A 20,773-nucleotide genomic window follows, 5' to 3' on the forward strand; every position below is an offset into this window, starting at 1 on the left:
CCTACCTCTCGTTTTTCTTCTCACTATATTGGTTCTGGCTGTTCGCAGACCCAGGGGCAACAGAGATTAAGGCTTGTGGAGCCGCGCCGGAGCGCTTGCGCTTGCGCCGTGCCTCTCCTCCACCACGCTGTGCAAGTTCGCGATGCGATCGGTTCACATTAAAGACCCGGTCGTGCACACGCCAAGGACCTGTAGTTTCTCCAAAGCCCATTTTGAGGCCGCCAATATAGCCACCAAGCAGGCCAACGAGGGCATAGAGCAAAAGTGGCAGACCTGAGATCAGCACGCCAGCTAACACCGCGCAGCCAATGCCTACGGCATTCATCTTCCAATAATCGGCCTTAGTAACTGATCGCTCACCTACTGAGGTTCCAATCGTAAACCCCAAAAAGAGAGCAAAAAGGAACAGGATGGCCGCCAAGATGAAGAAGGAAAGCTCCACTACGCCTCCGCGCCCTCATGCTTGTGGCAGCAACCCTCACCATGCTCGTGGGTGTGACCTTCACCGTGGGTGTGGCAGCAGCTCTCACCGTGCTCATGCTCGTGGTCGTGGCTACCATCATGACCATGGCAGCAACCCTCGCCATGCTCGTGGTCGTGGCTACCATCATGACCATGGCAGCAACCCTCGCCGTGCTCGTGAGCATGCTCGTGGTCGTGACCGCAGCCACAACCCTCGCTATCCTCGCTCATTGTATACTGCGACCAATCAAGCCCAGCAGCTACCGCATCGGCCTCCTCCTGATACATAAGGGTCAGCGCTTGGGTACCCATCTCGCCACCACCGATGGTATCGAGCACGTCATACAGGCCAAAGGCAGTCTCGGCACCAGGCAAGACAATCTCTCGATCTTCAGCAAGCTGCAAGGCCAAGCCCAGATCCTTTAAGAAGTGCGTAACCTTAAAACCTGGACGATAATCCCCATCCAAGGCTGCTGGAGCCAAAGTTTCCATCACGCCTGAGCGGCCAGTACCGCTCACAATCAGCTCGCGCACACGCGCTAGGTCAAGACCAGACTGTTGAGCTAGAGACAGGGCATCTGCCATGCCTGTTAAGCAGCCCGCTAAGGCAACCTGATTGGAAAGCTTGGCAGTTTGGCCGGCACCCGGACCGCCAAAGCAGAAGATGTGCTTCCCAAACGTTTCCAAAAGCGAGCGAATCGGCTCAATATCGCGCTCAGTAGCGCCAACAATTAAGGTCAGGGTGCCATCAATTGCACCGCGCTCGCCACCAGTTACCGGGCAATCAAAGGCATACAGGCCAGAAACCTCAGCAGCCTCTGCAATATCCCGAGCAAGCTCAGGAGAGCTCGTGGTGAGATCTATAAGGGTTGCTCCACGCTTTGCCGCAGCAAGCAGCCCGTCGCTCGACAAATAAACTTCCTCAACATCGGTAGGATAGCCAAGCATGGTAAAGACAATATCCGCCTCACGAGCTGCGTCTGCGGGCGTATCTGCCCAAACTGCTCCGCGCTCAATGAGAGCTTCTGCTCGCTCGTTGCGCGTGCGCGTAAAAATCGTAAGCGGATAACCCGCATCCATAATATGACCAGCAATGGGTGCACCCATAATCCCGGTTCCGATAAATGCAACTGCGGGTTTCTTTTCTGCCATACTGCTCTCCTTACCCGAGCATCCGGATGAACCGGAATACCATCAACGATCTACTACAGCTCACGGCGAGTCTATTCGCCACGAACGCGGCGAGCAATCCGGTCTGAAAGCGACATCTTTTCGCCACGGTTTTGACCCCAAAAGATGACTGCCACCATACCTGGCCCCACATGAGCACCAATGGTTGGTCCCACCGACCCGCGCAAAATGGTCAGACTCTTGCAGCCCTCCTCTTTGCGGATTGCCGCCTCTACCCAATCTGCGTCCTTCTCAGCATCAGAAGAAACAATAGTGATGGGAAGCGCAGAATCAGGAACCCAGTTCTCCTTAAAGCCTTTTACGAGGGATCGAAGCGCCTTTTTGCGGCCACGATTTACGCCCGTCAAGCTCAACGCACCCGAAAGGTCAAAGGAAAGTGAAGGCTTAATATCAAGCTTGCTTGAAAGCTGGGCTGCTGCCGGTGGAATTCTGCCACCCGCAGCAAGCGCATCGAGGTTATCGAGGGTGAAAAACCCGTGGACGTAGGATTTTGCCTCATGTGCCCATGCAGCAAGCTGTGAGGCCGTAAGGCCGGCACGACGCTGGCGAACCGCCTCAAGCGCCAAGAGCTCAGCAGCTGCTGAGGGCAGGGCGTTATCTACCACATGAAGCTCAAACTCAGGATAGTTCTTCAAAACCTCAGCAGCAGCTTTACAGGCGTAGTCATAGCTGGAAGAAAGAGCGCTCGTAAAGCAGAGGTAGACCGTCGGTGTGCCCTCTTCTGCACAAGCCGTAAAAAACTCAAGATAGTGGCCAAGCGGAATTGCCGCCGTAGAAGCACGAGCACCTGAGCGCAGGCGATCGTAAAACTCCTTGGGCGTCATGCTCTTCCAGATATCATCTAGATGCTCGGTGCCATCCACAATATAGGGGAAGGCTAAAATATCAACATCAAGCGTTGCGGCGATCTCTGGTGTGAAATCAGCGCAGGTATCTACCACAATACGACAGTTACCCTTTACCGGGCCAGGTTGCTCTGTGATCATGCCCACCTTTCGGTCGCCGGGAATGGCGGCCGCCAGATTGACGGCCGCTCTCCTATCAAATCTTCCCTGCTATCTTACTCGTCAAGTGTTTCAATCTTGGGCTTGATAATGCCGTATCCACCATTCTTCCGGTGATACACCACGTTAATAAGACCTGTCGTTGCATCTTCAAAGACATAAAAATCATGTCCCAAAAGATCGATCTGCACTAATGCCTGCTCCTCAGTCATGGGAGTGATCTCGATGACCTTCTCACGAACCAGCAGGTCATCCTCCTCATCGGCAGGAATAAGCAGGTCTGCGAGATCCTCTACGCGCTCATAGGGCAAGACCTCGGCAGCAGATGCGCCACCATGGCGGTTATCGACCACCCGCGTCTTGTATTTGCGCAACTGACGCGTAACCTTATCTGCCGCAGCATCAATAGCGGCATACATATCAGATCCATGCTCTGCCACGCGAATTACCGTGCCGCGCACGCGCACCGTTACCTCCACAATGGCAGGCTCAGGATTTGAAGGATTTTTCTCATAGCGCAAAACGACATCGACGGTCATAGGCGCGATATCAAATACCTTGCAGGCTTCTCCGACCTTCTCATGCACATGTGTACGCAAGGCATCGGTCACCGTGGTCTTACGGCCGGAAACCTTGATATCCATGCTCACTCCAATCCTTCCGGGTACAGATTCCAGGCCAAGAGCCTGATATGACGTTTGTACCCAGAATCGGGAAAAATGTGCGATAGAAGATCCAACTTCAACCCACCGCCGCAATTGGGCACGGCCAAAATGGACGAGCTATGAATTACGTTCTCAGGAAGTACGCGGCCAAGGCATCTGTCTCAAACCATTGGTGCGCACGGCATGCCCACCTGCTTCCCTAAGCATTACGTGGCCAAGGCATGTGTCTCAAACGCATGCAGACAAGCGGAGCTAGCGCCCATCCTCATCATGGTCGCTGGCAGCGCTCCGGGTCGATGTGCCCTCACGGCTTGAGCTCTCGCGGTCAGGAGCGTTGAGGCTTTTTTGCCGCTCAGTCTCTGCCTTTCGCTCAGAGGTTGTACTAATGCCCGAGACCATCGTCCCTTCAAGCGTCTCAGGAAGATGCCCGTACCAGGCCACACGAATAGCATCCAGCACGCCGTTTGATGCGAGCGTGTCCATCGCATCGCTAATTTCTGAGATAAGCTCGCGATTTTTAGCCTTCATGCGCACGCCATAGGTGGTTGCCTCGTCAATTGTGCACACGAATTTGAGACCGGTGTGCATCCGTGCTAAATAGGCTCCCGTCGTTACCGAGCAGGCGGCGTAATCAGCCTTGCCAGCAATGACTGCCTCCAAGCAGTCATTCACATTCGTGCAGCTTATTTCCTCAGCCTGAATGCCGCATTTTGAAAGCACATCTTTAGAAGATGAGCCGGACTGCACAGCAATGCGCACACCATTCAGATCTTGCAGAGACAGGCTCTTTTGTTGCGCGCGATCAGACATAGCAAAAAGCGCCGGAGCATCCTCTAAATAGGTACCCACGATGGTGCCTTCTTCTAAGGCTCCTGCTACAGGAGCGCCTAAGAAAATATCCGGAGCACCCGGGTCTCCCACCGAACCGGGATCTGCACCAATCACAAAGGAGACCTTGAGGCCGAGCCTTCGAGCGAGAGCTCGAGCAACATCAACTGAATAACCGGTGAGCTTGCCATCTTTTGCGGTAAAGGCCTGCGGTGCACTATTTGAAGGCAGCCCCACCGTTAAAACGCCCTCAGTTTCTATGACCGGCGCTGTAAGCTTCACGCGCACATTGGGCTCGGGAACCTCGGCACGCGTAGGGGTAAGCAGCGAGCATCCACAGAGGGAACCGATCGCGAGCGTCGCACAAACCGCGACTGCAAATCGTGAAAACCTATGCTCACCCAGATCTCTCATAACAACCCCCGTCTCACAGACCATGCCGTTCCCCCCAGCTGACCTGGTTTTTTACCCCACACTTGCGCACTGGAGCCTTTGCTCAACCGCCACAGCGGCATCACGACTAACCCGCTCGCCCGCAGAACACCCATTGCTCTGAATATGAACGGGCGGTGCGTCTAACTTCTAGGACGCGCCATGATCGCTCCCGCGCGTACACGGGAACTTACGTGGGTCCTTTTGACCGCGTCTGCCCTGGACTGAGGCGAGAAAACCCCGCCCGCAACCACAGCCTGGAAGGAACGGAGCACAGTATAGCAGGTGAGCAGCAAGATTGTCCGAGGTCGAAGCTACAAGCTACAGGAGATCCCTACCAAACGCGGGCAAGGGCGAGTCCATCTACCCGGGAAGCTCCGGCAGCACATAAGGCTCCCGCCGTTGAGGCCATGGTGGCTCCCGTGGTAATCACATCATCAACCAGCAGAAGGTGAGCCCCACAAAGATCGGCAACCACCTCATAGCGTTTTGAGTGCAATGCAAGCCGCTCTGATCGACCTAAGCGACGTTGATCGGTGCGACCGTGCTTTACGAGGGCATCGATGACCGGGCGACCAGAAAGCTCAGAAAGCGCTCGGGCAATCGCTTCCATGTGATCAAAGCCGCGCCGCCGGAAAGCCTGAGCCGTGGCTGGTACAAAGGTAAGAGCATCTGCAGCAGAGAGGATGCCGCCATAGCGCTCGCGTGCTGCCATCTCTGCATTGCTCGCAGTATCGAGCAGCAGAGCGGCACATGTCTTGGCGAGACGACGCTCACCAGCATCTTTATACGCACGAATGATACGTGGCAGCGGGTCATCAAATGCCGCCGTTGCAAGCACGCGCGAAAGCGAACCAAGCTGCCCATCGCACTCAGTACATAGCAGCGCTCCATACGGAGCACCACAGTGTATGCAGCATGTTTTAGGATCAATAAGCGCAAGTTTGTTTAAACAGTTCTGACAAATGAGTGTGCCAGGTCTTTCACAACCAGCGCAGCGGGTGGGCGAGACCGTCTCAAACACAGCCTCAACAACCGCCCGCCACATAGCTTAGACCTCTCCTGGCTCACTGCCGCCCGGGCGCGGCTTGCGCGTACGACGGCGACGAACGCGACGCTCAGTCTCGCTCACCTGGGTATGGCTCGGTGTCGTTCCTTCTTCGCGATCGCGCTGCTGAGTCTCATGAGCAGAAGATCTCGAGGTGGCTGTACGGCTAGGGCGCTCACGGCGCACCTTTCGCGCAGATCGCTCTTGCGAATACTCTTGAGCGGCTTGTCCCCCACCGTCTCCGGGACGTCTCCGAACAACCCGCACTTCACCCTCGGCCAGCTGATCTGCTACAGAAAGCGTCTCGGGCTTTGTAGATGCAGATCCTCGACGACGACGCGTTTGTGCCTTCCGACCTTGAGCAGATGAGCGCTCCTGCCCCTCAACAGAGGATGTATCTTGAGATGAGTCTGCGGCGTCGCGGGCAGCAGCACGGCGGAACGCCTCATCTCTATCTTGATCAGACATCCGGCGACGACGGCGACGGCTCGGCGCTCCTTCACGGCTTGCAGAAACAGCACCACGTGCCGTCGGGGCAGATCCTCGCTCAGAAGAGGTAGCACTTCGCTCGCCTCTAGCACCTTGGGCTCCACGAGAAGCTACATCGTTCGATTGTTTCATACGCTGATCTTGAGCTGTTTCATCAACATCAGCAGGCACTGCTGATGTTCGGCGACGGCGAGGCTTTCTGCCAGCTTCCGCTCCTGCCTGATCGAAGCGGCGAACTGGGTCTGACGCACCCATCTGATTGCGACTACGCTTTCGCAAACCCTCGCGCTCGGGTACTTGCTCCTCATCCTCAGCCACACTGCGCCGACGACGCTGAGCTGAACCTGCCGATTCAGAGGGCAGATCCTCATCCTCGCCACGGCGACGTGCCTTGGGAGTGGGACCTGACATAGCAATACGGTCAGACGAATCGAGGCTATCTCCCACGTCAACACCGTTTTTGCGATCGAGCTCTACCAGAGCAAGCTTAATCTCAGGAGACTCAATCCTGTCCATAATATCTCGGGTAACGCAATCCGGACGGCACCTACAGCCCTGAGCTTCAGCCTTCTTCTGACAACTTTCAGAGCAGCTCATATCCGCGAGGCTTACACGAAAAACCCGACCGCCTTCCAGGCGCAAGATAAGCTGTTCACGCGGGGTATCGTACTCTTGTATACGCGCTTTTCCGAGCGGTGTATCAATGAGCGTCTTTTTCTTTGGCGCGCGGCTCTTAAAGTCTTTATACGCTTCAAACTCATAGCGTAAGCAGCACATAAGCCTGCCGCACATCCCAGAAATCTTGGCAGAGTTCAAAGGAAGATCCTGCTCTTTTGCCATGCGAATCGACACGGGCTCAAATTGGCCGCCAAAACGAGCACAACATAACTCCTGGCCACAGGTAGCGTAGCCACCCGAGAGCCTCGTCTCATCGCGCACGCCAATCTGGCGCATATCCACCCGGATATGAAAATGAGCAGAGAGATCCCGAACGAGCTGTCTAAAATCTACCCGCTCCTCCGCTGCAAAATAAAAGACGGCGCGCTCTCCTCCAAAGAGAAACTCCACACCCACGGGCTTCATATCCAGGTCATTTTTCTCGGTAATCTCACGAAACGCCGTCATTGCATCTTCACCACGCTGAGCAAGCTCATCCGCTCGAACAAGATCGACGTCCTCAGCAATTCGTATGACCGGCTTTAAGGTTCCCACAATCTCTTCTGCAGAAACCTCAAACGGATCAGCAACAACCAGGCCAATCTCGGTACCGCGCTCAGTTTGACAAATGGCGTAATCAGCCTGAACAATATCCAACCCGCAAGGAGCAAACCACAGATCGCGCGAGGCGAAGGGGAATTTAACGGGTACGACTATGGGCATTGGAGCCCCTTTCTGATAGCAAAGAGCATGGTCTCAATGACCAGCTGGGGAGTGACGTTTCTGGCGAGTCGAGCCTCGGCAACAGAGACCGCATCGAGGGCGCTGAGCACTCCGGTAACACAGGCAGCAGCGGAGAGGCGCTCGACAATATCCTGAACGTCGGTATTCACGCGGCTTGCAAGATCGACCCCCTCACGTGTGAGCAGGACGTCGCGCAGCAGCGATCTGGCGCTCGCGAGAACTTCCATAATACCTGATCGTCGACGGGCGGTTAATTCGCGCTTATTGCGATCCTCAAGCTGCTTTAAAGCACCGCGACTCAAATAGTCAGCATTTTGTTCGAGGATGGCCTTTTGTGTTGATTCGACCTCTGCCAAGGGGGCATCGCACGCGAGGGTAATTTCTCGCGCGCGCTCAAGAATATCTGCCGCGTCTGCATGAGGGAGGGAATCAAGGGCATGGATCATTGCGCGACGCGCAGCTTGGCGATCTGCCGAGCGAACAAACTCAATTGCCTCAGCTGAGCCTTGCGAGACAGCCGCTGCAATACGCGCTCGATCTGCAAGCGCTCCTGTTTCTCGCCCAATCTGATCGGCGATCGTTTGCAAGGACAAGGTTTGAAAAGGCACGCACTGACAGCGAGACATAATGGTAGGCAAGATGGCGTCTGCGCTGGTTCCCAACAAAATAAAGGTAACGCCCAAAGGTGGCTCTTCTAAGGTTTTGAGCAGGGCGTTTGCAGTGTTGGCACGAAGCTGCTCAGCACGGTCAATGATATAGACCTTGCCTTTGCCGCGAATGGGCGTGAGCGGAACTTCTTCGAGTACATCGCGAACTTGGGAAATGAGATAACCCATGGCGCTTTCTGGCTCAAGCAAGCGCACATCGGGATGTGTATGACGGGCGACCCGACGACACGCATCGCAGCTTCCGCAGCCCGGATTTTGTTCATCCTCACAGAGCAGCGCTTGTGCAAATGCCCAGGCAACTTCGGTCTTCCCTGAACTGGGAGGGCCTAGGAACAGATAGGCATGACTTGCCCTACCCGTATCTGCAGCTCGATGCAAAAAATCTCTTACCCGAGCTTGGCTTCCCAGTTCTGCCAACAAACCACTCATGAAAGATCAACCAGACCTTTCAAGGCGTTACAAACCCGAGCAAACACGTCTTCCACCGAGCCGTCTGCATCAATGAGGCGCACACGATCGGGTTCATGAGCGGCAATGGAGCGAAATCCTGCGGCCACACGTGCCTGAAATGCCAAACCCTTAGCTTCCATACGATCTTTAGCACCCCGAGCTTCGGCGCGCGATGCTGCCACCTCAACCGGAAGATCAAACACGAGGGTACGTGAGGGCACGCATCCATGAATGGCCAGCTTGTTTGCCTGTTCAACAGCTGCTCGATCAAGACCCCCGGCATATGCCTGGTAGGCAGTCGTGGAATCATAGAAGCGATCACACAGTACGGTTTTGCCCGCAGCCAAGGCAGGCTTGATGCACTCATGCACCAGCTGAGCGCGGGCAGCTTCGTATAAAAGCAGCTCACAAGTTATGCCCATGGCAGCGTTTTGCGGGTCTAGCAGGATATGCCGAATTTGCTCTGATATATCTGTCCCGCCCGGCTCGCGAAGGCGCACGATTGTGTGTCCGGCCTGCTCAAGGGCAAACGCGAGCAGATCAGCCTGGGTAGACTTGCCCGAACCATCAATTCCCTCAAGTGTGATAAAGAGCGGACTCATGAGCCTCCTTCTTGCTTATCGTGCGCATGCGGCATACCAGGCGAGAACACGTGGCTTACCGCATGGTTTAATGGTCTATCTCGTGTCGGAAGCCTTGTTTGCTTAGCTCGTTTTCTTCGTGCTAGCCTTCTTCGTAGAACCCGCCTTCTTCGCAGCGCTCGTCTTCTTTGCTCCGGCCTTCTTTCCCGTACCTGCCTTGCGCGCTCCGCCACGACCACGAGCAGGCTTTTTCTCCTTGCCCGGGCAGTCCATATTTACACAGATCCGCCACGGCCCTCGAGCAGTTTCTACCACGACGATGGGTGCACCACAGTCTTGGCACACCTCTCCGGTTGCCTCAAGCTTTCCGCGAGCCGGAAGCGGATAGGAGACCTCGCAAAGCTCGTAGTTGGTGCATCGGATAAAACGCTTGCCGGAACGCTCAGACTTATGCGCAATCAACTCGCCGGTACGCCCTGCCTCAGCACAGACTGGGCACTCCCCTACCTTGATATCCGGCTCAAAATTCGTAGGGCAGCGTGGATTCACGCACTGCTCCCATGCGCGATTGCGGAAGGGCTGGCACTTAATACGAGGTGCTCCGCACTCGGGGCACACAGCCGCCTCCCCCTCCAAAGGACTCACCTTCACGCCGCTTGGCACCGGATAGGTAACGTCGCAGTCTGGCCATCCCATGCAGCCAATAAAGCTTCCGCGCGTCTTTGCACTCGTTTTCATAACTAAGTCTTTGCCGCACTTGGGGCAGGCACCCACACGAGCATCGGCCGTTACCGCATCAGAAATTGCCTCGCCCAAATCATCCTTGTGCTCAATGAGCTCATCAAGCATGCCTGCAAGCAGAGCACGTGAGTGATCGACCACATGGTCGCGGCTTTCTTTTCCTTCTGCAACCGAGGTCATATCTCGATCCAGCTCAGCAGTCATTTCTGGCGTAGTAACACGCGGCGCATATTGCGAAAGAGCATCGACAATTGCCATACCTAACTGGCTTGGCTCAATCGGATCATTTTTGAGGTAGCGCACCTGATAGAGCCGCTCAATAATGCTTGCACGCGTAGACTTCGTGCCGAGCCCGCGCTTTTCCATCTCTTGTACGAGCCTGCCTTGCGAGTAGCGCGCCGGCGGCTCGGTTTGCTTTGCCTCAAGCGCAATATCAGAAACAGCAACCTCATCGCCTTCAGCAAGGGCGGGAAGCTGCTCATCGCGCTTCAAGCCATAGGGGTATGCCTCGCGAAAACCGGGCTGTACCAAAACATCTCCCGATGCCACAAACGGCTCGCCCTCCACGTCAATCGAGAGCTTTGTGTTCTCGATGGTGGCAGGCCCCATGAGCGTTGCTAAAAATCTCCGAGCGATCAGGTTGTAGAGCTTTTTCTGACCTCCGTCGAGCGACTCTGGATTGCCCTGCCCAGTCGGGTGAATAGGTGGATGGTCGGTTGTTTCGGTCTTGCCGCGCGTAGGCTTCATCGGCCCTGCGAGTACCTTCTTGCACACCGGAGCCAAGGCTGGTGAGTTTTTGGCCAAGCCAGAAACAATGCCTGCCAAATCAAGCGATCGCGGATACACCGTATTGTCTACACGTGGATACGAAATAAGACCGCTCATATACAGGCTCTCAGCAATGCGCATCGTGCGTGCAGGCGCTATGCCCTCAGCAGCAGCGGCCGCCTGAAGCGAGGTTGTATTGAATGGCACGGGCGGTGCCTGTTTGCGCGACCGCTTGGCTACCGCAGACACCCAACCACGATTGCTACCATCTACGTGCGAAAACACAAGCTCTGCAGTAGCCTTGTCGGTAAAGCGCGTAGTAGCATGGGCAATTTTGAACTCCTGCCCATCCTTTTCAGCCTTTCCTCGAATCTGCCAATAATCCTCAGGGACAAAAGCCATGCGCTCCCGCTCGCGCTCAACTACTAGCGCGAGTGTGGGCGTTTGTACACGACCAGCAGAGCGCACATTTCCAAATCCGCCAAACTTAGCCAGGGTAAGATAGCGCGTCAGCACAGCGCCCCAAATGAGATCAATATACTGGCGACTCTCACCAGCATCAGCCAGATCTTGGTCAAGCTCGACGAGATGTGCGAATGCCTCAGTTACCTCACCTTTAATGAGGGCAGAATAGCGGGCACGAGCCACCGGCACCTCGGGCGCTACCTGGCGCACCTGCGAGAGTGCATCCGATCCAATCAGCTCACCTTCGCGGTCAAAGTCTGTAGCAATAACCACAGAATCAGCCTTTTTTGCCAGGTTTTTAAGGACGCGAATGATCTCTTTTTCAGCCGGATTTTTAACGATCGGAGCCCAGGTAAGATATGGGAGGCTTTCTACCTTCCAGCCCTTGATATTGATGCCATTCGCCAAAAATGGACGCCGCTTTGTATCGTACGGAGGGCGCGGCAGGCCATCGGGAACATCGGCGAGGAGTACTTCTCCCTCAGCATCTACACTGTGCCAACCAGCCTTTTGATCAAACAAGATCTCATCAGGAAAGTCTGGAGCCAAAATGTGGCCTGCCAGACCCATAGAAACCCACTCTTCGCCATCCACGGTAAAGCGATAGACCTGCGTGTTATACACCTTATCGGTCTTAGGGGCACCCACCTGGGAGAGCAGCTGAGCAATTTTTTGGGCAGCAATGTTTTTCTCTGCAATGACGAGCTTCAAAGGAAGGCTCCTAACGTGGCCGATACGGCCGAGTAAATCGACTGTTTGGTGACCACAGTATACACGCAGGCAGAAAAAGCAAGCTGAGCAAGCATCTCACTACGTGCTCGCTAGCTTCTTACCGAAAACATGCGCTTTGCCAACCAAGCACACCACGCATCCATCCCAGATCCGCGAACCGCACTGATTGAAAACTGCGGAGCTTCAGGATTGAGATCATCCAACGTGGCACTATAGGCATCAAGATCAAAATCAAAGGCAGTGCGGACATCAATCTTGTTGAGCAGCAAGGCATCGGCATGTTGAAAAATGCCTGGGTACTTGAGCGGCTTATCGTCCCCTTCCGGAATCGAAAGGATCATGACTGAGAGATCCTCGCCAAGGTCAAAATCCACCGGGCACACAAGATTGCCCACGTTTTCGATGAAGATCACATCGATTGTTGAAAGACCCGGCCCTGCGTCAAGAGCGTCAACGGCTCGCCGAATCATATCTCCCTCAAGATGGCAAAGACCGCCGGTATTGATCTGAATGGCAGGAATACCAGCTGCCTTCATGGTCTGGGCATCCACATCTGACGCAATATCGCCCTCAATCACGGCACACCTGAGATGGTACTGATCACGCAGGCGCTCATTCGTAGCCAGAATAGTAGAGGTCTTGCCTGAGCCCGGGCTTGAGAGCACATTCACGACAAAGGTGTTGGTGGCAGAAAAACGCTCACGAAGCTCACGTGCGATCCGCTCATTTGCAGACAGGATCGGGCGTACGATCCCCACGGTTTTTTCTCCCATAGCCCCACCCCTCAACAAGGCTCCCGCTTAGCAGCAGTCGTACTACCAACGTATTGCTAATCGTCTGTCTCAATCTCCATGGATACAATATCGAGTTCACGACCCGCGAGCAGACGCGTATTTGTACTACCGCAGGCGGGACAGCGCAGATGAAAGCGATCATGATCAAAGGTTATTCCACAGGCAGAGCAGATGCTTTTTGGGCGCACCTCATCTACCTGCAGCTCGGCTGAGGAGGTGAGCGAGTCATCTTCGCGCAACGCCTCCCACGCGAACCTGAGCGACTCCTCAACCACCTCACGCATGTCACCAATGCGCAAACGAACTGAGATGATCCGACTCGCGCCAGCATCGTGGGCAGCGGCGATAACGGTCGCTAAAATCCCGTCCACAATGCCCATCTCGTGCATGCCTTAGGCGTCCTCATCCTCATCGTCACCAAAAAGAATACCTAAGCGGCTGCGCGTCAGACCCTCTTTGCCCTCGGTTGCCATAATGACAACGCGGGTCACCAGCAGTGAAATCTCATAGAGCGAAAGCATGGCGGCATACATAAACATCAACGTGACCGGGCTTGCGTCAGGCGTAATAGATGCCGAAACTACCAGCATGGCAACATAGATATAACGCCAAGCTGATCTGAATTTGGCATACGGCACGATATGAAAAACTGCGAGGTAAAACACGATGAGCGGCAACTCGAACGAGATGCCAAAGCCAATCATTAACAAAATCTCGATGCCAATATAGTCCTCAAGATTAGGGAGAGCAGCAGCGATGGTTTGTGTCTCGGCAATGAGCCACTCAAAGGCTGCCGGCACAATAATGAAATAACAAAATACCGCGCCGACAAAGAAGAGACCCGTTGCGGCAAGCACCGTGGGAACGACCCACCGGCGCTCATTTGGCTTTAAGGCAGGCAAGAAAAAGCCGAGCAGCTGCCACAGAATCATGGGCGTACACATGACGATGGCAACCTTGAATGCAATGCCAAATTTAATGGCAAAACCACCGAGCGAGGTCATGATAACAAAGTCTTGACCTTCCAAAAAGGGCATGATGGGCTCTTTTAGGATATCCACGATGGTAGGCGTCGCAAAATACATCACGATAGTTGCCACCAAGACAGAGACCACCACGATGGTGAGGCGGCGGCGAAGCTCTCCCAAATGATCGAGCAAAGGCATGCGCGCAGGACCGATGGGCATTAGAGCTCACCTCCATCAGCGGGAACATCAGCCGCATCAGACTCTGTAGGCTCAGGAGCTACAACGGCGAGCCTTTTTGGGCGACGGGTATAGAGGGCAGCCGTCGCATCAGAAGCTGCATCACTCGGCTCGTCCGCTGCAGCGTCGCTCGGCTCAGACCTACCTTCCCCACTCGCACTATCCGTCTTGCGAGCTGCGCCCTCATCATTGCCAGTCGAATCGTGCGCAGAGCCAGCCTCTTCGCTTGTCGCTTCTTCCTGCACATCTTGCACCGAGCCAGATTCACGCTCTGCACGTGACTCAGCTGCAGAAGAGCCCGCTGCTGCAGCAATCGCGCGTTCCTCACGTTCTTCCGCCTCAGCTCGCTCTGCAGCAAGGCGCGCACGGCGCTCCGCAAAGGTTTCACGCCGCCGCTCAAGAGATGGCGCGTCTTCAATATCCGCATCATCATCGTCTGCATGCGAAGATGAAGAAACTGCATGTGCCGAACTTGTTGCCGCCGTTGTTGCTTCTTGCACCACCGACGTCATGGGGTCAATTACCTCAGACTGCACCATGGATGTCATGCGTTCTTGCGTCTCTCTAAATTGACGCAGGGCGCGGCCAATTGTGCGCCCCATCTGTGGGAGCTTGTCTGGCCCGAAGAGCAGGAAACCGAAGACCAAAATGATCGCCAATTCCCCGGAACCGATGCCGAACACGTACACCTCCATGTGCCGTCATATTCGAACCTCAAAAACGAGGCCTTTCGCGCTACTCAGTGCGCACTCGGTAGCACCAAGTAGTACCAAGTAAGAAGTCAGTTGGAACGAGTATAGCGTTCCTACACCAAACCAATCTCTTCATCAACGCCCAGTAGTTTGGCAATGCGCGCCACATTTGGCTGAGCATTCACAACAGAAAAGGCTCGACCACGCTCAGTTGCGTGGTGAGCAGCGCCCACCAGCACGCCAATCCCCGTTGAATCAATATAGCCAACCTGAGAAAAGTCAAGCTCAACGCGGTCGGTAGGTTGCTCAAGCGCCAAATCGATTGCGTCGCGCACTTTGGATGCATTTGAAATATCAATCTCGCCAGAGACCACAATGCCATAGGTCTCAGGCGATGGGTTCGTTTTAATATGTAACTCCATGCTGTTCTCCTTTTGTGTTCTTATCAGCTCTATCTATCACGCTTAGCTTACATAAACAAATTACTCGAATCGCCCTTTGACGACTGAACTGCTCTACCCAGTCGATAGCTTTTGAGGCCAGAGCATGCGTGGCCTCTCTCATGCGTTGACTCAGTATAGCCGCCGGAGGCGACACACCCCTCCTGCCTTTGATCTCTGCATGAAAGGGACAGCGCTCAGATCGACGCGGCTTCAAGACGCCCCCTCGGTGCATGCGCTTGAAGCCACAGTGAGCGCCCATCGCGGGCTATGGTTTGCCACCCTTCCTCAGCTGTGCTTTGGTCGCTATGCCCTTGACTTGAGCAGCAGCACGATGACACAACGGCGCGAGCACGCAACGCGACAACGCAACAGCGCGAGTGCGCGATAACGCGGCGACACAACAGCGCGAGCACGCGACAAGACAGCGGCGCAACAACATCACGACGCAGCACAAGCACGCTGCCTTAGCTTCGCTCCTCCAAAACAATCTGGGCAGAAACGAGCTTTATGGCAACAACAAGCACCTCAAGTGCCTCATGTAACTCTTCAAGTGTGGGATAGCTCGGCGCAATCCGAATGTTTGTATCTTGAGGATCGAGCCCGCCCGGGAAGGTTGCCCCGGCTGGCGTGAGGCGCACGCCTAAGGTGGCGCACAGTTCAACAATGCGTTTAGCTGAGCCGGGAACCCCATCAAGGCTTACAAAATATCCTCCATGTGGGCGCGTCCAACGTGCACAATTCGTACCTCTCAGCCCCTCAGATAAGACACGCTCAACCGCAGCAAATCGAGGGCGCAAGAGTTCAGCATGGCGCTGCATATGAGCCCTCATTGCCTCTGCATCGGGCAAAAAGCGCGTATGGCGCAGCTGATTGAGCTTATCTGCGCTGATCAAACCCGCCTGCATATAGTGAGCAAACTCATGTATTCCTGCAGGCGAGGCACCTATGAATGCAATGCCTGCGCCCGGAAAGGTGATCTTGGATGTTGAGGCAAACGCCACAATGCGATCCTCAGTTCCGGCCGACCGTGCCACCTCAAAGATATTTGCCAGCTCATCGCCAGCATCAGCCAAATCATGAACGCAATAGGCGTTATCCCACAAAATCTTAAAATCAGGAGCCGCCGTTTTCATAGTGGCCAGCCGATGCACCACGTCATTGGAATAGGTAATGCCGACAGGATTGGAATACTTGGGAACGCACCAGATGGCCTTCATGGACGCGTCAGATGCAACCAAGTGCTCAACCTCGTCCATATCTGGCCCCTCAGCACCCATGGGAACCACGATGTTTTCCATTCCAAGATCTGCCGAGATTGCAAAATGCCGATCATAGCCAGGGCTTGGGCACAGTGCCTTCACGCGCACCCCATCGTTGGCCACTGCATACTCAGACCAAGGCATAGCACCGAGGCTGCCCTTGCGCCAAAACATGGCCAACATATCATGTTCAATTAACAAGCTCGATGAGCCAAGGGCGAGTACCTGATCTGCCGGACAACCAAGCAGATGAGCACCCATGCGCCGCGCCGAAGGGATACCCTCAAAGCAGCCGTAGTTAGAACAATCTACGCCCTCATCAAACAAATCTGCATCAGCATCTAACACCGAGAGCATCGGGCGAGACAGATCAACCTGCTCAGGCGAGGGTTTGCCGCGTGCCATATCAAGAGAAAGCTTCCGAGCACGAATCTTGTCCGCTAAAGCCTCAAGCTCTGATAAGGCATGGGTAAGTTCCTCATCGGACATCGTTTGGTACATCGTGGGCATACGATCCCTTCCGCTCACGGCCGCTGCGTGCAGCCATATCCGCCGGGCAACCTGCTTATGCGGCATTTCTTGCAGACTTGAGTATACGTTCAAACAAGATATTGCGTGTATCCCGCTGAAAGGATATTTACATGCTTCGAACATTACAGAGATAGACAGCACAGCTTATTTGACCTGACTCAAGTGGTGTATCTAACATGGCATACTTCAGAGAGTTGTTCACCTTATAGCGCTGCCTTTCTGATAAAGCGGTATGCGTTATAGAGCTTCTTGCCTTGGGGAATAATCGAGACACGTTTATCACGAGGAGGTAGCTCATGGGTGCGCTTCAAGCAGAAGAATTTGGCGAGCTTCAAAACCTCGTTGATGGACTGTTTCAAAATGCCAAGACGGTCGAGCGCATTGATCTTGTTGTTCAGGCAGAAATTCTGGATCTGACGGATGATCTGATGGAGATTGTGACCCTCATCCCTCCTGGAACCTACGAGCGGGCTCGCCTTTGCGATCAGATTAACTCAGCTCTTGCAGCTCATGGCTGGGGCGGCACCTACGGAACGGTCGAGTAAGTACGCGGGCAACAGCTCCGAGCGCTTGCATGCTACACTCTGCAAGCTGGGGCAGCGCTCCGTGAGAGAACAACGCTCACGGCAAAGGCGTACGCCGCTTACAACAAAGGCACATATCGTTCACAGCAAGGCTACGCACTGTCCGCAGCAAGGAGGTAAAGCACTTACAACAAAGCCGCGCACCGCACACAGCAAATCCGCTGGGCAGGAGCGCAAACAGTACAAGACGAAACAGGGTCGATGAACAAGCACGCTCTTAAACATACTCCCTCCCCTGAGCTTCGCCAGCGCGCCCAAGCTATTCATGCGGCTGACCGTGCCTTGGCGCACCTCAGGCGCGCAGCTGATCTTTTGGACTCAGCCAAAAGCTGGGGCTACTTTGACATGTTTCTTGGCGGCATCGTAAGCTCCATGATCAAACACCGCCGTATCGATGACGCGGAAGACGAATTCAATGCTGCTCGAGCCGCCGTTCAACGCTTCGCACGCACCATGAACGATTTTGATCCCGATGAGATCGTCCGCTTTGATCGCGGTGGCTTTGTGGCTGGCATAGATATTTTTCTCGACAACGTCTTTGCCGATATCTTTGTACAAAGAAAGATCGAGAAAGCGCAAGTTCGTGTTGGAGAAGCAATCGAACACATTAGCCTCATGCGCGAGAGGCTCATGGACGTCTGAGTTTTAGTTATTTTGATACGCGTGCCCACTCCATAGGTATCTACCTGCTCTTTGCAACCAGAGCGTTCCTCGTTTTTCTCAAAAAAGCAGCCATTAGTTGGTGGATTGATCAGCTACGCTACCATAGGGTAAAGGTGTCCCAATCACCTCTTTTAAGGAGCCACGGTGAGCTTTAGAGAAAATCTGCAACACCTGCGTTCTGCCCGCAATATGACTCAAGAACAGCTTGCTATGCTCATAGGAGTGAGCCGCCAAAGCGTTACAAAATGGGAGGCTGCCCGTGCGTATCCTGAGATGGATAAGCTCATTAAGATCTGCGATATCTTTGGCTGCTCCCTAGACGATCTCGTAACGGGAGATCTCACTGACGCAGTTCCATCACCAGGGGAAATATTGGAAGATGCACCTGCAACTGATATTTGCGGATATGACACGCATATGCGCTCATTTGCTGTTCGCATCGGTGCTGGCACCAGCTGCTTCATTCTTGGTGCTGCTTTGTCCATTCTTTTATCTGCGATCTTTGCTGAGGATGCTGTTCCACCCATCGGTCTTCTTATTGGCATCCTGGCTGGACTTGCTCTCGTTGTGCCCGCCGCCATGGAACACAGTCTCTTTCAGCGCGAGCATCCCTTTATTACAGACTTTTATACACCAGCTGATCGAGCTCGAAGCGCCAAGCGTCTTGCATATGTTCTCATCTTAGGAATCGGACTCATCTTGGTTGTAACCATGTGTGCAGATCTATGCTCCCAATTTCTTGCAGAGAACTTCGTGGGAGCGATTGAACTCACCGGCATTGGCTGCGGTGCTGGCATGCTCACCTGGGCGGGCATCATGCACAATAGACTCAATATCGAGTCGTATAACAGGTCGGTAGCTGAAGACTTAGATCGCAAGGAAATTGAGAAAATCTACGGAACAGATTCCTCAGAAGCTGTTTTGTATCGCGCGCGCATGAATCAGCTTGCAGGAATGCTTTGTGGAGCCATCATGATTGTGGCAACGATTATTGGTCTTTGCCTCCTGTTTTTACCCGTACCTCCCGCGATTAGCTCTCGGTTCTGGCTCAGCTGGCCAATTGGTGGGTGTCTCTGTGGCCTGGTGGGCACTGCGATAGCTTATATGAAATATCGCCACTCATAAGGCTTCGCGCAATGGCTTCATGCAAAGCCTTAGGCAGCAGAAGATTTCTTACTCACGCGAGACATCATAGCCAAGCCAACCAATGCAGCCGTCAAGGTAGCCGCAAGAATGGCTGCCTTGGCGGCGAGTAGCTCCGGCGGCTCAGACCAAAAGGCCAAGCCCGAGATTAAGATCGACATCGTAAAGCCAATGCCTCCCAACACGCCCACGCCTGCAATATGTCCCAAACGAACTCCTTGCGGCAGCTCAGACACACCGGCCTTAACCATGAGAAGTGTTATGCCAAAGATTCCTACCGGCTTTCCCAAGAGCATGCCAAGATACACACCAATCGCCACCGGATCCAAGGCAAGTGCCAACAGATCAACGCCTACGAGGCGAACCTGAGCATTCACAAAAGCAAAGATCGGCAAAATAAAGAAGTTCACAGGCGTAGAAATATACCGCTCAAGGCGGATAAGCGGCGGAGATACTCGATGCAAGACCCGCTCCACAGCCGCAGTTGCATGCGTAAACTCATGCTGACCCAAGATATGAGCCTCTTCGTCAAAGCGCTCATCAAGCTGAGGAACTGCCTCTTGCCCCAGCCACGTTGTAAGGTTTTCTACCTTCACGCCCGACCCTGCCGGCACGCAGAATGCCAAGATCACACCAGCGAGCGTGGCGTGCACGCCGGACTGAAAGAGACAAAACCAGAGCACCAGACCCAGCAGCATATAGGGAGCAAGGCGCACATGGTGCGTGCGGTTGAGCAGCACCAGAGCTGCTGTAGTTAGCCCAGCAGCTGCAAGCCAAAACGGATTGGGACTATCCCCATAAAACAGGGCAATGGCGGCAATTGCAATGAGGTCATCTGCAATTGCAAGCGTGGAGAAAAAGACACGCACGCCAGCAGGAATCCTATTGCCAAGAAGCGAGAGCACGCCAAGGGCAAAGGCAATATCGGTAGCCATTGGAATCGCCCAACCATGGATGGCTCCACCCCGGTTTAAGCATGCATATATAACCGCTGGAGCCACCACACCACCCACAGCGGCTACCATGGGCAGCAAGGCACGCTTGGGCTGGCGCAACTCGCCTACGGTCATCTCATATTTGAGCTCAATGCCAACCAGCAAAAAGAAGATCGCCATCAAAAAGTCATTCACAAAGAGCTCAACGGTCATGCCTGCACTCACCTGCCCCAAAGCAAGTGAGATAGGCGTCTCCAAAAACTCGTGAAGCACCTCGTAGGCATCGGTGTTTGCGACGATGATTGCCAACAGAGCGGCACATACCATAACGGCAGCAGAAACCGTGCCGTTGCCCGTGATGCGCTCAAGTGCGGTCTTCCTTCGGATCCTGCGCTGTTGTGTCTCGCTAAAGATCCAGTCAACCTGATGCATGAATGAGCTCCAATACTCATATGATGGCGGCGCTCCACTACTTGTTGGAGCACCCGTATACCGTGGTAGTAGTTCTACCCTTGTATTCTTCGCAATCTGCACTGCATGCACGGCTCAGCTTTGTGTACGACGCAACTTCGCATGCAGACAGCCTCGAACAGCGAGAC

At 54.4% G+C, this 20,773-nt stretch carries 20 protein-coding genes; 3 read left to right on the forward strand and 17 right to left on the reverse strand.

From position 1 onward, the window contains the following. Nucleotide 1 precedes the first annotated feature (1 nt). From K6V98_RS03810 to K6V98_RS03885, 16 genes are all read right to left on the reverse strand, one after another. Nucleotides 2–442 (reverse strand): hypothetical protein, encoded by a 441-nt coding sequence (locus K6V98_RS03810; RefSeq protein WP_222199196.1) that lies wholly within the window; start codon nucleotides 440–442, stop codon nucleotides 2–4. Further along, nucleotides 442–1,614 carry an NAD(P)-binding domain-containing protein gene (locus tag K6V98_RS03815; RefSeq protein WP_222199197.1) on the reverse strand — a complete coding sequence of 391 codons (1,173 nt, stop codon included), beginning with the start codon at nucleotides 1,612–1,614 and terminating at the stop codon, nucleotides 442–444. The genes K6V98_RS03810 and K6V98_RS03815 overlap by 1 nt, the downstream gene beginning before the upstream one ends. A 71-nt stretch (nucleotides 1,615–1,685) precedes the next feature. After that, complete coding sequence (locus tag K6V98_RS03820; RefSeq protein WP_222199198.1) at nucleotides 1,686–2,639, reverse strand: DegV family protein; 954 nt, start codon at nucleotides 2,637–2,639, stop codon at nucleotides 1,686–1,688. A gap of 74 nt (nucleotides 2,640–2,713) precedes the next feature. Beyond that, a complete protein-coding gene (gene hpf / locus K6V98_RS03825) occupies nucleotides 2,714–3,301 on the reverse strand; it encodes a ribosome hibernation-promoting factor, HPF/YfiA family (protein WP_222199199.1) in 588 nt (195 codons plus the stop codon). Nucleotides 3,302–3,574: 273 nt separating this feature from the next. Beyond that, entirely contained in the window at nucleotides 3,575–4,588 is a 1,014-nt protein-coding gene (locus K6V98_RS03830) for a substrate-binding periplasmic protein (RefSeq protein WP_222199200.1), read from the reverse strand. A gap of 328 nt (nucleotides 4,589–4,916) precedes the next feature. After that, nucleotides 4,917–5,630, reverse strand: coding sequence for a ComF family protein (locus K6V98_RS03835; RefSeq protein WP_222199201.1), 714 nt, complete (start codon nucleotides 5,628–5,630; stop codon nucleotides 4,917–4,919). Between the two features lie 3 nt (nucleotides 5,631–5,633). Continuing rightward, nucleotides 5,634–7,499, reverse strand: coding sequence for a regulatory iron-sulfur-containing complex subunit RicT (locus K6V98_RS03840; RefSeq protein WP_222199202.1), 1,866 nt, complete (start codon nucleotides 7,497–7,499; stop codon nucleotides 5,634–5,636). Beyond that, nucleotides 7,490–8,617 (reverse strand): DNA polymerase III subunit delta', encoded by a 1,128-nt coding sequence (gene holB / locus K6V98_RS03845; RefSeq protein WP_222199203.1) that lies wholly within the window; start codon nucleotides 8,615–8,617, stop codon nucleotides 7,490–7,492. The genes K6V98_RS03840 and holB overlap by 10 nt, the downstream gene beginning before the upstream one ends. Then, nucleotides 8,614–9,240, reverse strand: a complete 627-nt coding sequence (gene tmk, locus K6V98_RS03850) for a dTMP kinase (protein ID WP_222199204.1) — start codon at nucleotides 9,238–9,240, stop codon at nucleotides 8,614–8,616. The genes holB and tmk overlap by 4 nt, the downstream gene beginning before the upstream one ends. Nucleotides 9,241–9,342: 102 nt before the next feature. Next, on the reverse strand, nucleotides 9,343–11,904 hold the full coding sequence (locus K6V98_RS03855; RefSeq protein ID WP_222199205.1) for a DNA topoisomerase I: 2,562 nt from the start codon (nucleotides 11,902–11,904) through the stop codon (nucleotides 9,343–9,345). Nucleotides 11,905–12,014: 110 nt separating this feature from the next. Beyond that, nucleotides 12,015–12,698 (reverse strand): hydrogenase nickel incorporation protein HypB, encoded by a 684-nt coding sequence (gene hypB / locus K6V98_RS03860; RefSeq protein ID WP_222199206.1) that lies wholly within the window; start codon nucleotides 12,696–12,698, stop codon nucleotides 12,015–12,017. A gap of 56 nt (nucleotides 12,699–12,754) precedes the next feature. Then, entirely contained in the window at nucleotides 12,755–13,108 is a 354-nt protein-coding gene (locus K6V98_RS03865; RefSeq protein WP_222199207.1) for a hydrogenase maturation nickel metallochaperone HypA/HybF, read from the reverse strand. A 3-nt stretch (nucleotides 13,109–13,111) separates the two neighbouring features. After that, nucleotides 13,112–13,906, reverse strand: a complete 795-nt coding sequence (tatC, locus tag K6V98_RS03870) for a twin-arginine translocase subunit TatC (protein ID WP_222199208.1) — start codon at nucleotides 13,904–13,906, stop codon at nucleotides 13,112–13,114. Next, nucleotides 13,906–14,607, reverse strand: a complete 702-nt coding sequence (locus K6V98_RS03875) for a Sec-independent protein translocase subunit TatA/TatB (RefSeq protein WP_222199209.1) — start codon at nucleotides 14,605–14,607, stop codon at nucleotides 13,906–13,908. The genes tatC and K6V98_RS03875 overlap by 1 nt, the downstream gene beginning before the upstream one ends. Nucleotides 14,608–14,729: 122 nt before the next feature. After that, nucleotides 14,730–15,038 carry an STAS domain-containing protein gene (locus K6V98_RS03880; RefSeq protein ID WP_222199210.1) on the reverse strand — a complete coding sequence of 103 codons (309 nt, stop codon included), beginning with the start codon at nucleotides 15,036–15,038 and terminating at the stop codon, nucleotides 14,730–14,732. A 485-nt stretch (nucleotides 15,039–15,523) separates the two neighbouring features. After that, nucleotides 15,524–16,828 (reverse strand): aspartate aminotransferase type Ic, encoded by a 1,305-nt coding sequence (locus tag K6V98_RS03885; protein WP_222199211.1) that lies wholly within the window; start codon nucleotides 16,826–16,828, stop codon nucleotides 15,524–15,526. 317 nt (nucleotides 16,829–17,145) lie between these two features. Here K6V98_RS03885 and K6V98_RS03890 point away from each other — a divergent pair, with 317 nt between their 5' ends. The 3 genes from K6V98_RS03890 (at nucleotide 17,146) to K6V98_RS03900 (ending at nucleotide 19,221) form a co-directional block, all read left to right on the forward strand. Next, nucleotides 17,146–17,394 (forward strand): hypothetical protein, encoded by a 249-nt coding sequence (locus tag K6V98_RS03890; protein WP_222199212.1) that lies wholly within the window; start codon nucleotides 17,146–17,148, stop codon nucleotides 17,392–17,394. 240 nt (nucleotides 17,395–17,634) lie between these two features. Further along, entirely contained in the window at nucleotides 17,635–18,075 is a 441-nt protein-coding gene (locus tag K6V98_RS03895; protein WP_222199213.1) for a hypothetical protein, read from the forward strand. A gap of 165 nt (nucleotides 18,076–18,240) precedes the next feature. Further along, nucleotides 18,241–19,221, forward strand: a complete 981-nt coding sequence (locus K6V98_RS03900) for a helix-turn-helix transcriptional regulator (protein WP_222199214.1) — start codon at nucleotides 18,241–18,243, stop codon at nucleotides 19,219–19,221. Nucleotides 19,222–19,250: 29 nt separating this feature from the next. Here K6V98_RS03900 and nhaA read toward each other — a convergent pair whose 3' ends face one another. Continuing rightward, nucleotides 19,251–20,606 carry a Na+/H+ antiporter NhaA gene (gene nhaA, locus K6V98_RS03905; RefSeq protein WP_222199215.1) on the reverse strand — a complete coding sequence of 452 codons (1,356 nt, stop codon included), beginning with the start codon at nucleotides 20,604–20,606 and terminating at the stop codon, nucleotides 19,251–19,253. Between the last annotated feature and the right edge of the window lie 167 nt (nucleotides 20,607–20,773).

The sequence above is a fragment of the Collinsella ureilytica genome, assembly GCF_019795105.1.
In the GTDB taxonomy this organism is placed as follows: domain Bacteria; phylum Actinomycetota; class Coriobacteriia; order Coriobacteriales; family Coriobacteriaceae; genus Collinsella; species Collinsella ureilytica.

What these genes read in the sequence shown, in the direction of transcription:
- nhaA (WP_222199215.1), bottom strand. Translation starts at nt 20,606, where the DNA reads ATGCATCAGGTTGACTGGATCTTTAGCGAGACACAACAGCGCAGGATC.
- hypB (WP_222199206.1), bottom strand. Translation starts at nt 12,698, where the DNA reads ATGGGAGAAAAAACCGTGGGGATCGTACGCCCGATCCTGTCTGCAAAT.
- K6V98_RS03815 (WP_222199197.1), bottom strand. Translation starts at nt 1,614, where the DNA reads ATGGCAGAAAAGAAACCCGCAGTTGCATTTATCGGAACCGGGATTATG.
- K6V98_RS03865 (WP_222199207.1), bottom strand. Translation starts at nt 13,108, where the DNA reads ATGCACGAGATGGGCATTGTGGACGGGATTTTAGCGACCGTTATCGCC.
- K6V98_RS03895 (WP_222199213.1), top strand. Translation starts at nt 17,635, where the DNA reads ATGAACAAGCACGCTCTTAAACATACTCCCTCCCCTGAGCTTCGCCAG.
- K6V98_RS03885 (WP_222199211.1), bottom strand. Translation starts at nt 16,828, where the DNA reads ATGCCCACGATGTACCAAACGATGTCCGATGAGGAACTTACCCATGCC.
- tatC (WP_222199208.1), bottom strand. Translation starts at nt 13,906, where the DNA reads ATGCCCATCGGTCCTGCGCGCATGCCTTTGCTCGATCATTTGGGAGAG.
- K6V98_RS03830 (WP_222199200.1), bottom strand. Translation starts at nt 4,588, where the DNA reads ATGGTCTGTGAGACGGGGGTTGTTATGAGAGATCTGGGTGAGCATAGG.
- K6V98_RS03835 (WP_222199201.1), bottom strand. Translation starts at nt 5,630, where the DNA reads ATGTGGCGGGCGGTTGTTGAGGCTGTGTTTGAGACGGTCTCGCCCACC.
- K6V98_RS03880 (WP_222199210.1), bottom strand. Translation starts at nt 15,038, where the DNA reads ATGGAGTTACATATTAAAACGAACCCATCGCCTGAGACCTATGGCATT.
- K6V98_RS03820 (WP_222199198.1), bottom strand. Translation starts at nt 2,639, where the DNA reads ATGATCACAGAGCAACCTGGCCCGGTAAAGGGTAACTGTCGTATTGTG.
- K6V98_RS03840 (WP_222199202.1), bottom strand. Translation starts at nt 7,499, where the DNA reads ATGCCCATAGTCGTACCCGTTAAATTCCCCTTCGCCTCGCGCGATCTG.
- hpf (WP_222199199.1), bottom strand. Translation starts at nt 3,301, where the DNA reads ATGGATATCAAGGTTTCCGGCCGTAAGACCACGGTGACCGATGCCTTG.
- tmk (WP_222199204.1), bottom strand. Translation starts at nt 9,240, where the DNA reads ATGAGTCCGCTCTTTATCACACTTGAGGGAATTGATGGTTCGGGCAAG.
- K6V98_RS03890 (WP_222199212.1), top strand. Translation starts at nt 17,146, where the DNA reads ATGGGTGCGCTTCAAGCAGAAGAATTTGGCGAGCTTCAAAACCTCGTT.
- holB (WP_222199203.1), bottom strand. Translation starts at nt 8,617, where the DNA reads ATGAGTGGTTTGTTGGCAGAACTGGGAAGCCAAGCTCGGGTAAGAGAT.